This is a genomic window from Nocardia shimofusensis NBRC 100134 (assembly GCF_001613125.1).
GTDB classification, from domain to species: Bacteria; Actinomycetota; Actinomycetes; order Mycobacteriales; family Mycobacteriaceae; genus Nocardia; species Nocardia shimofusensis.
Window position 1 is genome coordinate 201,725 of the sequence record NZ_BDBT01000004.1, and the last position, 12,703, is coordinate 214,427.

General features: G+C 70.2%; 3 protein-coding genes. All 3 read left to right on the top strand.

Going from position 1 to position 12,703, the window contains the following annotated elements:
• Positions 1-3 precede the first annotated feature (3 nt).
• The 3 genes from NS3_RS06405 to NS3_RS30300 are packed head-to-tail and all read left to right on the top strand — an operon-like array spanning position 4 to position 12,702.
• Positions 4-1,389: an NAD(P)/FAD-dependent oxidoreductase gene (locus NS3_RS06405; protein ID WP_067855065.1), complete on the top strand. Its 1,386-nt coding sequence runs from the start codon at positions 4-6 to the stop codon at positions 1,387-1,389.
• 17 nt (positions 1,390-1,406) lie between these two features.
• A complete protein-coding gene (locus NS3_RS06410) occupies positions 1,407-7,136 on the top strand; it encodes a type I polyketide synthase (RefSeq protein ID WP_067855068.1) in 5,730 nt (1,909 codons plus the stop codon).
• Between the two features lie 13 nt (positions 7,137-7,149).
• Positions 7,150-12,702: a type I polyketide synthase gene (locus NS3_RS30300; protein WP_067855071.1), complete on the top strand. Its 5,553-nt coding sequence runs from the start codon at positions 7,150-7,152 to the stop codon at positions 12,700-12,702.
• Position 12,703 lies beyond the last annotated feature (1 nt).

Genomic DNA, 12,703 nt, shown 5'->3' on the forward strand with positions numbered 1-12,703 from the left:
GCGATGGTGGGTACGCAGTCGATCGGGGCCGCGGGCGGTACGCGGGGTGACGAGCCGAAACATGAGATCTACTGGCGGGAGACCGAACCGGTCGTGCCCGGACCGCCGCTGAGCGGAGACGTCGACTGTGATCTGGTGATCGTCGGCGGTGGATACACCGCGATGTGGACTGCCTTCTTCCTCAAGCAGGCCGATCCGTCGATGGATATCCACATCCTCGAGGCCGAGTACGCCGGCGCCGGCGCCTCCGGGCACAACGACGGCTTCGTCACTCCGACGATCGGGCACAGTCTCGGCGCGCTGGTGCACCGCTTCGGCGCGCAGCGAGCCAAGCTCGCCTACGCGGTGGTCGGCAAGTCGATGCTCGAACTCGAGCGGTTCTGCCGCAAGTACTCCGTGGACGCGGAATACGAACGCAACGGCTACTACCAAGTGGCCACCAATGACGCCCAACGCAAGCTGCTCGAGCGCGATATCGAACTGAGCGGGGAGTTCGGCGGGCAGTCGTCGATAGAACTGCTCGACACGGCCGCGGCGCGCGAGCGTATCGGTTCGCCCGCGATCACGGCCGCGTTCAAGGTCGGCGGAGCGCTGATCAACCCACACAAGCTCTCGCGTGGGCTGTATCGAGTGGTGACCGAGATGGGCGTTCACATCCACGAGTCGACCAGGGTGACCGACGTGACGCGCACCGCCCGCGGGCATGTCGCGTCCACCCCGCGAGGGCGGGTGACCGCGCCCAACGTGCTGTACGCCACGAACGCCTACCAGTTCCAGTTCCCTCAGTTCAAACGCAAGGTCGCGCCGGTGTGGAGCTATGCCGCGGTGACCGAGCCCCTGACCGACCGGCAGTTGGACCAGGTGCACTGGCCCGAACGCGAAGGATTCGTCGAGGCGGGCAACTTCATCGTGTTCGGCCGGCTGACCGCGGGCAACCGGCTGCTGTTCGGCGGCGGCAAGGTCGACTACCACTTCGGCCGGGACATGGACGAGAGCAAGTACATGGACAACCCGCCTGCCACCGCGGCGTTGCGCGCGGTGCTCACACGTTATTTTCCGCAGTGGCGGGATGTGCGGTTCAGCCACACCTACGGCGGCGCGGTGGCCATGACCCGCGAGATCGTTCCGCACGTCGGCACGCTGGGCGACGGGGTCTTCTACGGTCACGGCTACTGCGGGAACGGCATCGCGGTCACGCATTCGACCGGCAAGGTGTTGCGCGATCTCATCCTTCGCCGTGACACCACCTACACCAACCTGCTGTTCGTCAACGGCAAGGAGAAGCCGTATCCGCCGGAGCCGTTCTGTTATCTCGGTTCGAAGGGCCTGACGGCGCTGCTCGCCGCCCAGGATCGCTACCCGCGCCTCGTGCCCGCACAACTGGTCTGAGAGATCGAGGGATCGACATGTCCGATCACGCCTTGCCGGCGTCGCTGTTGTCCCGGCGTCTGGCGGGCGTGCCCGCCGGCGAACGCTATGCCGTCGTGCTGGAGATCGTCCGCGGGGAGACCGCGGACCTGATCGGCAAGGGGATCGAGAACGTCGATCCGGATCGGGCGTATCAGGACTACGGATACAACTCGCTCGCGGCGGTCGAGCTCACCAGGATGCTCTCGGAGGTGAGCGGTTTCGAGCTGCCGTTGACTCTCCTGTTCGACTACCCGACCCCCGCGGCGGTGGCCGGGCACCTGCTCGCGAGGTTCGATCCGTCGAGCGTGGCCGACGATGCGGGCGCGCCGCCGAGAGCGCGGGCCGAGCACGACGATCCGATCGTGGTGGTCGGAATGGCCTGCCGGTATCCGGGCGGCGCGCATTCGGCCGAGCAGTTGTGGCAGCTGGTGCACGCGGGCGTGGACGCGGTCACGGGGTTCCCGGCGGACCGCGGCTGGGATGTCGAGGCGATATACCATCCGGATCAGGACCATCCCGGCACCTCGTATGCGCGCTCAGGAGGGTTCCTGCAGGGCGCGGCGGAATTCGATGCCGGGTTCTTCGGCATCGGTCCGCGCGAAGCGCTCGCCATGGACCCGCAGCAGCGGCAGTTGCTGGAAGGCGTGTGGGAGGCGTTCGAGGACGCGGGCATCGACCCGGTGTCGCTGCGCGGCAGCGACACCGGAGTCTTCGTGGGCGCGTGCGACTCCGACTACCGCCACCTCGCGCGCTCCAGTCGAGACGAGCTGGAGGGCTATTGGGCCGTCGGTTCGGCGGGCAGTGTGCTCTCGGGGCGGGTGGCGTACACGTTCGGTCTCGTCGGTCCGGCGGTGACGGTGGATACGGCGTGTTCGTCGTCGCTGGTGGCGACGCATCTGGCGATGCAGTCGCTGCGGCGCGGAGAATCCTCGCTCGCCCTCGCGGCCGGCGTCACGGTGTACGCGACACCCGCACTGTTCGTCGAATTCTCGCGGCAGCGGGCCATGTCGCCGGACGGCCGGTGCAGATCGTTCGCCGAGGACGCCGACGGTGCGGGGTGGTCCGAAGGCGTCGGAGTGCTCGTGCTGGAACGGTTGTCGGACGCTCGGCGCAACCACCATCGCGTTCTCGCCGTCCTGCGTGGTTCGGCGGTGAATCAGGACGGCGCGTCGAACGGCTTGACAGCGCCGAACGGGCCGTCCCAGGAGCGGGTGATTCGCGCGGCGCTGACGGATGCGGGTCTGTCGGGGACCGACGTGGACGCAGTGGAAGCGCACGGCACCGGGACCACCCTGGGTGATCCGATCGAGGCGCAGGCGTTGATGGCGACCTATGGCCGCGGCCGCGCCGAAACGCCGTTGTGGCTGGGGTCGATCAAGTCGAACATCGGTCACAGTCAGGCGGCCGCCGGCGCCGCGGGCCTGATCAAGATGATCATGTCGATCCGACACGGGATCCTGCCCAGGACACTGCACGCGGATGCCCCCACGGCCGAAGTGGACTGGGCGGAGTCCGGAGTACGGCTGCTCACCGAGGCGAGGGCCTGGCCCGACAACGGCAGGCCCCGCCGCGGCGGTGTGTCGGCTTTCGGCATCGGCGGTACCAATGCGCATGTCATCGTCGAGCAGGCGCCCGCAGGCGAGGATGCCACAGAACCTGTGCCTGATCCGGCCGCGCCGTCTCTGTTCGTATCCGGGCCGGTGGTATGGGTGCTGTCGGCGAAATCGCGCGCGGCGCTGACCGGGCAGGCGCGGCGGCTGCGCGCATGGATACTCGCCGATCCCGAGCGGGATCCGGTGGACATCGCGTACTCACTGATCGCTACGCGGGCGCGGTGGGAGTATCGGGCCGTCGTCGTCGGTCGAACTCGTGAGTCGCTGCTCGCCGGTCTGGACGCTGTCATCGACGGAAGTCACGAGGACAGAGCCGATCTGCGGATCGCCTCCGGCCGCGCCGGACGCATCGAACGGGTCGCGTACGCGTTCCCGGGCCAGGGGCCTCAGTGGCCGGGTATGGCGGTGGAATTGCTGGATTCCTCACCTGTCTTCGCGGCACGGATGGCCGAGTGTGAGCAGGCGCTGGCGCCACATCTGGACTGGTCGCTGACCGATGTCCTGCGCGACAACGAGGGTGCGCCTTCGCTGGATCGGGTGGATGTGGTTCAGCCGGTGTTGTTTTCGGTGATGGTGTCGTTGGCGGCGTTGTGGGAGGCGTTGGGTGTGCGGCCGGATGGGGTGGTGGGGCATTCGCAGGGGGAGGTTGCGGCGGCGTGTGTGGCTGGGCGGATTTCGTTGGCCGATGGTGCTCGTGTGGTGGCGGTGCGTAGTCGTCTGGTGCGGGATCTGGTTGTCGCGGTGGGGGGTGGTGGGCGGATGATGTCGGTGGCCGAGCCGGTGGAGCGGGTGCGGGAGCGGCTGCGGCGGTGGCCGGGGCAGGCCTGGGTCGCGGCGGTGAACGGCCCGGCCATGGTCACCCTGTCGGGCGCCGGGCAGACGCTCACCGAGGTGTACGACAGCTGTGTGGCCGACGGTGTGTGGGTGCGCTGGGTGCCGGTCGATTACGCCTCGCATTCGCCGCAGGTCGACCCGGTGCGTGAACCGCTGCTCGCGGAACTCGGTGAACTGCGCATCGAGGACGGACCGGTGCGTTTCCACTCCACTGTGCCGGGCGCGCCCGCCGAATCGACGAGCGACTACTGGTTCCGGAACATGCGGGAGCCGGTGCTGTTCGACCCCGCGGTACGCGGCATGCTCGCCGAGGGCTACCGGGCCTTCGTGGAGATGAGTCCGCACACGGCGCTGACGGTCCCGCTGGAACAGTCCGTCGGGGCGGCCGGTGTGGATCCCGGGGAGGTGTGCGCGGTGGGTTCGCTGCGCCACGACGACGGAAGTCCGGACCGTTTCCTGCTGTCGGTGGCGGAGGCGTTCGTCGCGGGCGTGGATGTGGACTGGCGGGCTCTGTTCGCCGGCCGTGACGCGCGGCCCGTCGCGCTGCCGTCCTATGCCTTCGAACACGAGCGCTTCTGGGCCGTCGCCGAACGGCACGTTCGGTCGGCGGGGCTGTCCTCGGCGGAGCACCCTCTGCTGTCCGGCGTGGTCCACATGGCAGACGGATCCGGCTGGCTGTTCACCGGCAGCTGGTCGGCCGAGCGACATCCGTGGCTGCTCGACCACCTCGTCTTCGGCCGGGTGGTGGTATCGGGCACCACGCTGGTGGAGGCGGCCGCCGCGGCAGGGGCACGCGCGGGCTGTCCCGTCGTCGCCGAACTCGTGCTGGAGTCGCCGCTGATCGTGCCCGACGGCGCCGAGGTCGCGATCCAGGTGCGCGTCGGTGAGCCCGACGACGAGGGCAGATCTCGTTGCACCGTGTACTCCGACACTGCCGTCGACGCGGGCGGTGCCTGGGTATGCCACGCCTCGGGCACTCTGGTCGCCGAGAGCGACGCAGTAGCACCGTATTCGGTGAGTTCCCCGCCGGCGGATGCCCGCGAGGTGGATGTCGCCGACGCCTATGCGGCACTGGAGGAGCGCGGCTTCGGTTACGGCCTTGCCTTCCGGGGGATGTGCGCGGTCCAGCGGCGCGGCGAGGAGATCTACGCCGAGGTCCGGATGCCGCAGTCCGGATCGGGCTTTCTGCTGCATCCAGGCGCACTCGACGCCGCCTTTCACGCGGCACTGCTCGGCGACGGGGCATCCGCGCCACAGGGTGTCGTCCTCCCGTTCGTGTGGTCGGGAGTCCGGTTCGTGCGGCGTCCCGGTACCGGCGTGTTGCGGGTACACCTGACCCCGACGGGGCCGGACGCGGTGGGCATGGTGGGGATCGACGAGGCCGGAGACGTTGTCGTCTCGGTGGACTCGGTGGTCTCCCGGCCCGTCTCCCCGGACCACCTGGGTCCGGCCCGCTCCCGGAACGATGCGCTGTTCACACTGGGCTGGCCGGAGATCGCCGCGTCACCGATGGGCACGCCGAGACGCCTCGTTCTCCTGGGGCCGGAGATCGAAGCAGACCCGCGAGATCGGGATGTTCGGCGTTTCCGGGACGTGCCGGATCTGGTTGCCGCGCTCGACGGTGGGGCCGTGGCCCCCGATGTGGCCCTGGTGCGGATCACGGCACCGCAGGACACGGATGTTGCCGGGGCCGCGCACGCGACGACTCGACGGGCACTGGACCTGGTACAGCGGTGGCTGTCGGCGCCGGGACTGGCCACGACTCGGCTCGTGGTGGTGACCGAACACGCGGTGGCGGTGGATGCCGATGCCGCCGTAGCGCTGCCGGTAGCCCCGGTCTGGGGACTGCTGCGCAGCGCACAGACCGAGCACCCCGACCGGATCGTGATCGCCGACCTGGACACCGAGCACCGGGCCGACCCCGGCCGCTGGTGGCATGAGCTGGATCTGGCGATCGGCGCGGGCGCGCCGCAGATCGCGGTGCGAGACGGGCGACTCCGCGTTCCCCGGCTCGAGCCGGTCTCGCGCACCGGCCGCTCGGCCGGACTCGATCTCCGGGCGGACTGCTTCGATGCCGAGGCGACCGTGCTCGTCACCGGCGGAACGAGCGGTCTCGGCGCGTTGACGGCCCGCCACCTGGTGACCGAGCACGGTGTCCGGCACCTGGTCCTGGCGAGCCGGAGCGGTCCGGCTGCGGAGGGCATCGACGAATTGGTGCGAGAGCTGACGGAATCCGGCGCCGGGGTACGTGTCACTGCCTGCGATGTGACCGATCCGGCCGCGGTCTCCACCCTGATCGCCGGCATCGGGCCCGAACATCCGTTGCGTGTGGTCGTGCACAGCGCCGGCGTGCTCGCCGACGGGGTGATCGAGGCCATGCTGCCGGAGCAACTGGACCGGGTGCTGGCGGCGAAGGTGGACGCGGCATGGAATCTGCACCGGGCCACCCGCCATCTCGAGCTGTCCGGATTCGTCCTGTTCTCGTCGGCCTCGGGCCTTCTCGGCGGCGCGGGCCAGGCGAACTACGCTGCCGCGAACGTCTTCCTGGATGCTCTCGCGCACTTCCGTCGCGCCGCCGGACTGCCGGGTATATCCCTGGCCTGGGGGTATTGGGCCCCCACCACCTCACTCACCCGGGAACTGCGGGAACTGGACGTCGCCCGGCTGGGAGAGTCCGGGGTGGTCGCGATGTCGGCAGAGGAGGGCCTGGCACTGTTCGACGCCGCGCTCGCCGGCCGGGATCCGGTGGTGTTCCCGGTTCGCCTCGACAGGGCGGCACTGCGCAGCCAGGCGCGGGCGGGACGCCTCGACCCGGTCCTGGACGGTCTCGTCACCTCCGGCCGGGATGCCGCGACCGCAGACCCCGCGGCGGAACTTCGAAAGACACTGGCCGCACTCGGGGCGCAGGAGCGCGAGCATCACCTGCTGCAGGTGGTCCGGGAAGCGGTCGCGACCGTGCTGCATCACCGTACTCCGCAGGCCGTGGCCCCGGACCGGGCCTTCAAAGAACTCGGCTTCGATTCGCTGGCCGCGGTACAACTTCGGAACCGTCTGAGCCGCGCCACCGGCCTGACCCTGGCGCCCACCATCGTCTTCGACCATCCCACGCCCCATGCGATCACCGCCTGCCTGCTCGACCGGTTGTTCCCCGCGCGGGCCGAGTCCGGGCCCGTCGCCGCACCCGTGATGCCCGCCGAGCACGCCGAGGAACTGGCGGGGATCGACGGCATGGATGCCGAAGCCCTTGTCCAGCTCGCCCTGCGCGGGGATCGGCAGTAGGAGGACCGGCCCGATGTCGATGTCGATGAACGAGGTCGTCGAGGCGCTGCGCGCGTCGATCAAGGACAACGCGCGCTTGCGCAGAGACCATCAGCGACTGCTCGAGGCGGCGCACGAGCCGATCGCGGTGGTCGGCATGGCCTGCCGATATCCCGGAGGTGTGGGCTCACCGGCGCAACTGTGGCAGCTGGTGTCCGACGGCGTCGACGCGGTCTCGGACTTTCCCGTCGACCGGGACTGGAATGTCACGGCCCTCTATGACCCCGATCCGGGAAATCCGGGAACCACCTACTGCCGTTCGGGTGGATTCCTGGCCGGTGCAGGTGATTTCGATGCCGCCTTCTTCGGTATCGGCCGCCGTGAGGCGTTGGCGATGGATCCGCAGCAGCGGCTGTTGCTGGAGGGCGTGTGGGAGGCGTTCGAGGATGCGGGGATCGATCCGGCTTCGGTCCGGGGCAGCGATACCGGTGTATTCGCCGGTTCCATGTATCGCGACTACGAGCTGATCACCCGGACGGTCGATGAACTGAGTGGCTATTGGGGCGTCGGTTCGGCGGGCAGTGTGGTGTCGGGCCGGGTCGCGTACACCTTCGGTTTGGTGGGCCCCGCGGTGACGGTGGATACCGCGTGTTCGTCGTCGTTGGTGGCGACGCATCTGGCGATGCAGTCGCTGCGGCGCGGTGAGTGCGCTATGGCCGTCGCCGCGGGCGTGACGGTCCTCGCGACACCGGGCTTGTTCGTGGAGTTCTCGCAACAGCGGGTCATGTCGCCGGACGGCCGGTGCCGCGCGTTCTCGCAGAGCGCCGACGGGTCGGGGTGGTCGGAGGGGATGGGAGTGCTTCTGCTGGAACGACTTTCCGACGCCATACGCAACGATCGCGATATCGTCGCCGTACTGCGCGGTTCGGCGGTGAATCAGGACGGGGCCTCGAACGGTTTGACCGCCCCGAATGGTCCGTCGCAGGAAAGGGTGATCCGCGCGGCACTGGCCGACGCGCGCCTGAGGGCGGACGAGGTGGACGCGGTGGAGGCGCACGGCACCGGGACTCCGCTGGGTGACCCGATCGAGGCACAGGCGCTGATGTCGACCTACGGCGAGGGCCGCGCCGGTGCACCGCTGTGGCTGGGTTCGATCAAGTCGAACATCGGTCACAGCCAGGCGGCTGCCGGTGTGGCGGGGTTGATCAAGATGATCATGGCCATGCGGCACGGGGTGCTCCCGAAGACGCTGCACGCGCAGACACCCACGGAGAAGGTCGATTGGTCCGGCGGGGTGTCGTTGCTGACCGCGGCACGGCCGTGGCCGGAGAACGGGCATCCGCGGCGGGCGGGCGTGTCCTCGTTCGGGGTGTCCGGTACCAACGCGCACGTGATCGTGGAGCAGCCACCCGAGCCGACCGACGGCGCCGACCCGGCGCCGGGCGTGGCGGCGTTCGGCGCGGGGCCCATCGTCTGGGTGCTCTCCGCGAAGTCCGCCACGGCGCTGCCGGAGCAGGCCGGGCGGCTGCGCGAACGGGTGCTCGCCGATCCCGGCCTGGACCCGGTCGACGTCGGGTATTCGCTGGTGGCGACCCGGGCGCGGTTGGAGCATCGCGCGGTCGTGGTCGGGACCACCCGAGCGGAACTGCTGGAAGGACTCGAGGCTGTCATCGACGGACGCACGGCCCCCGGCGTCGTCGTCGGACGGGCGGATCGGTCCGGGCGGGTGGGCTTCGTCTTCCCCGGGCAGGGCGGGCAATGGGCGCAGATGGCAGTCGAACTGCTCGACACCGCGCCGGTATTCGCCGAGCGAATCGCCGAATGCGCGGCCGCGCTCGACCCCCATGTCGAGTGGTCGCTGCTCGACGTGCTGCGCGGTCGTCCGGACGCGCCCGCCCTGGATCGGGTCGATGTCGTGCAGCCGGTGCTGTTCTCGGTCATGGTGTCGCTGGCGGCGCTGTGGGAATCCTTCGGGGTGCGACCACACGCGGTGATCGGCCACTCACAGGGGGAGATCGCCGCGGCGCATGTGGCCGGTGCGCTCGAGCTCGCGGATGCGGCGCGGCTGGTCGCCGTGCGTAGCAGGCTGATCGGCGAACTCGGGAGCAAAGGGGGTGCGCTGCTGTCGATCGTGGACTCGGCGGACTCCGTTCGTGCGCTGCTGAGTGAATTCGACGATCTCACGATCTCCGCGGTCAACGGGCCGCGTGCGGTCGTCGTCGCCGGGCCCCGCGAACCGCTGGCGCGATTGGAACGCGTGCTGGCGCGCGCCGGAACGATGCGCTGGCTGGTGGACGGCGTCGATTTCGTCGCGCATTCCGCGGCGATGGACGGATTGCGCAAGCCGTTGGCGCCCGCGCTCGCGGCGCTACACCCGGTCACCTCCCGCGTTCCCTTCTACTCCACGGTGACCGGAAGAGTCCTCCCGACAACCGAACTCGACGGCTCCTACTGGTATCGCAACCTTCGCGAGCCGGTTCTCTTCGAGCCCGCACTGCGTGAACTGCTGGCGGCGGGCAACGACGTGGTGATCGAGGTGGGCCCGCATCCGCTGCTGACCCTCGGTTCCGAGGAGACGGTTTCCGACAGCGGAATTCGCGCCGCCGTCGTAGGCACGCTGCGGCGCGGCGACGGTGGGCCCCGGCGCATGCTGCACGCGCTGGCCGAGGCGTTCGTCGCCGGTGCCGACATCGACTGGCGGGCCGTGTTCGCCGGTCGCGGCGCCCGTCGCGTCGCCCTGCCGACCTACGCCTTCGACCACGAGCGCTTCTGGGCCGTCGCCGAAACCCTGGGCGACGCGGAGGAACTCGGTCTGGCCCCCAGCGTCCACCCGCTGCTCGCCGGCGCCGTCCGCCCGGGCGGGGGCCCGGGATGGCTGTGGACCGGTGGCTGGTCGTCGGCCCGCCATCCGTGGCTGGCCGACCACGCCGTATTCGGTGAGGTGGTCGTCTCGGGTACCACGATCCTGGAATTGGCGGCGGCGGCCGGAACCCGGGCTGGGTGCCCGGCGGTCGCCGAGTTGATGCTCGAGGCCCCGCTGATCATTCCCGCGGACACCACCGTCGGCGTCCAGCTGACCGTGGGCGACCCGGATGAGCACGGCAGACGCGAATTCGCCTTCCACACCACCCTCGACCACAGCGAATGGACCCGGCACGCCGCCGGTGTCCTGAGCCCGGAGGTCGCTGCCCCACCGGACGAACACTGGGACACCTGGCCGCCGCCCGGCGCGACCACGATCCCCATCGAGCGATGGTATGAATCGCTCGCCTCCCGCGGCTTCGGTTACGGCCCGGCCTTCCGTGGCCTGCGGGCGGTGTGGCGGCACGGCCGCGACATCTACGCCGACGTCGTCTCCCCGGCGCCGGGCCGAGGCTATTCGATCCACCCGGCCCTGCTCGATGCGGCCTTCCACGCGGCCCTGTGTGTTTCCGAGCCCGACGGCACGGTCGGCGGTCCGGCGGCCGAGGACGGTGTCGTGCTGCCGTTCGTGTGGTCGCAGGTCTGGTTGCGGGCCGACTCCGGGGCCCCGCAGGCATTGCGGGTGCGGCTGCGTCCGACCGGGGTGGATTCGGTGTCGATGGTCGGTGTGGACGGCGCCGGTCGCGTGGTGGTTTCGGTGGGGGAGGTGGTCTCGCGGCCATTGTCGGTGGCGCAGCTGGCCGCGGGCCGGCGCTCGGCGCAGGGGGCGCTGTACGAGGTGCGGTGGGAGCCCGCGACGGCGGCGGAGCGTACGGCTCCCGAGGTCGCGGTGGTGGAGACGGGATTCGACCCCGGCGGCCTGACCGGGCTGCCGCGGTATCCGGATCTGGCGGCGCTCGAGGCCGAGGCAGAAGCGGGTGCGCCGCTGCCGGAGGCGGTGGTGGTGGCGATTCCGCCGGTGCGGGGGCCGGTGCCGGACGCGGCACGGCAGTCGGTCCTCGACACTCTCGCGATGGTCCACAGATGGCTCGCCTCGCCGTGGTTCTCGAAATCCAGGCTGGTCGTGGTCACCTCAGGTGCGATCGCCGTCGCGAAGGACGAGACGCCGGAACTGTCGACCGCGCCGGTATGGGGTCTGCTGCGCAGCGCCCGGGCCGAACACCCGAACCGTTTCGTACTCGTCGACACCGACACCGACGACGCCGCCGACACCGGCACCCGTTCGAACGGTGAGGTGGGATGGTCGGGCGTGGCGGCGGCGCTGTCGATCGGCGAGCCGCAGGTCGCGATCCGCTCGGGCCGCGTTCACGTTCCGCGCCTGACCAGATGCACCACACCGGCTCCCGCCACCACCGTCTTCGACGCCGAGTCGACGGTGTTGATCACCGGCGGTGCGAGCGGTTTGGCGGCGCTGCTGGCCCGCCACCTGGTGGTCGCGCACGGCGTGCGCTTTCTCGTGCTGGCGAGCCGCAGCGGCGCGGCGGGGGCGGGGGCCGACGTCCTGGCGGCGGAGCTGACCGAGCTCGGCGCGCGGGTACGGATCGAGGCTTGTGACGTGGCCGATCCGGCCGCGGTGACGGATCTGATCGCTTCGATCGACCCGGCCCATCCGTTGCGTGTCGTCGTTCATGCGGCGGGCGTACTGGCCGATACCACAATCGAATCGATGACCCCCGACCATGTCGATCGGGTACTGGCGGCCAAGGTGTACGGCGCGTGGAATCTGCACCGGGCCACCCGAGATCTCGACTTGTCCGGCTTCGTGCTGTTCTCCTCCGCCTCGGGCCTGCTGGGTGGCCCGGGCCAGGCGAACTACGCCGCCGCCAACGTGTTTCTCGACGCGCTGGCCCACTGGCGTCGAGTCCGCGGTCTACCTGCCGTCTCGATGGCATGGGGCCTGTGGGCGCAATCGACGTCGATGACCGGCGAGCTCACCGATCTGGACGTCTCCCGACTGGCCGGAACGGGTCTCGCCGCCATGCCTGCCGATGTGGGCACGGCATTGTTCGACGCGGCACTGTCGTCGCCGAACCCCGTCATCTCGCCGATGCGGCTGGACATCGCCGCACTGCGGGCGCGCGGCCGGACCGCGGAGCTGCCGGCTCTGCTGCGCGGCCTGGTGCCCGCCACGGCCGGGAAGCCGGACAGCGGGGCGGCGCAGGCCCTGCGGAACCGGCTGGCGTCGCTGACGCCCCGGGAACGCGAACGCCACCTGCTGCGGCTGGTCTCGGCCGAGGCCGCGGAGGTTCTGCACGCCGACGTGGCGACGATCGACCCGGAAAAGGCATTCAAGGATGTCGGATTCGACTCCTTGGCCGCCGTCGAACTGCGCAACCGCCTCGCCCACGCCACGGGGCTCACCCTGCCGGCCACCCTGGTCTTCGACCATCCGACTCCGAGCGCCGTGACCAGGCGCCTGCTCCAGCAGCTCACACCCGGCGCAGCGTCCGGATCGACCGCGCATCCCCTCGACCTCGCACTGGACCGGCTGGCGGAGCTGATCCGCTCGGCCACCACCGAGGATCGTGCGCGTGTGGCCGAACGCCTGCGCGCGACCCAGCGCATGCTCGAGGACGAGGCGCGCGAGGAGGGGAGCGAGCGCATCAAGTCGGCAACGGCCTCGGAAATCTTCGATCTGATCGACAACGATCTGGGGGTGCGCTGAG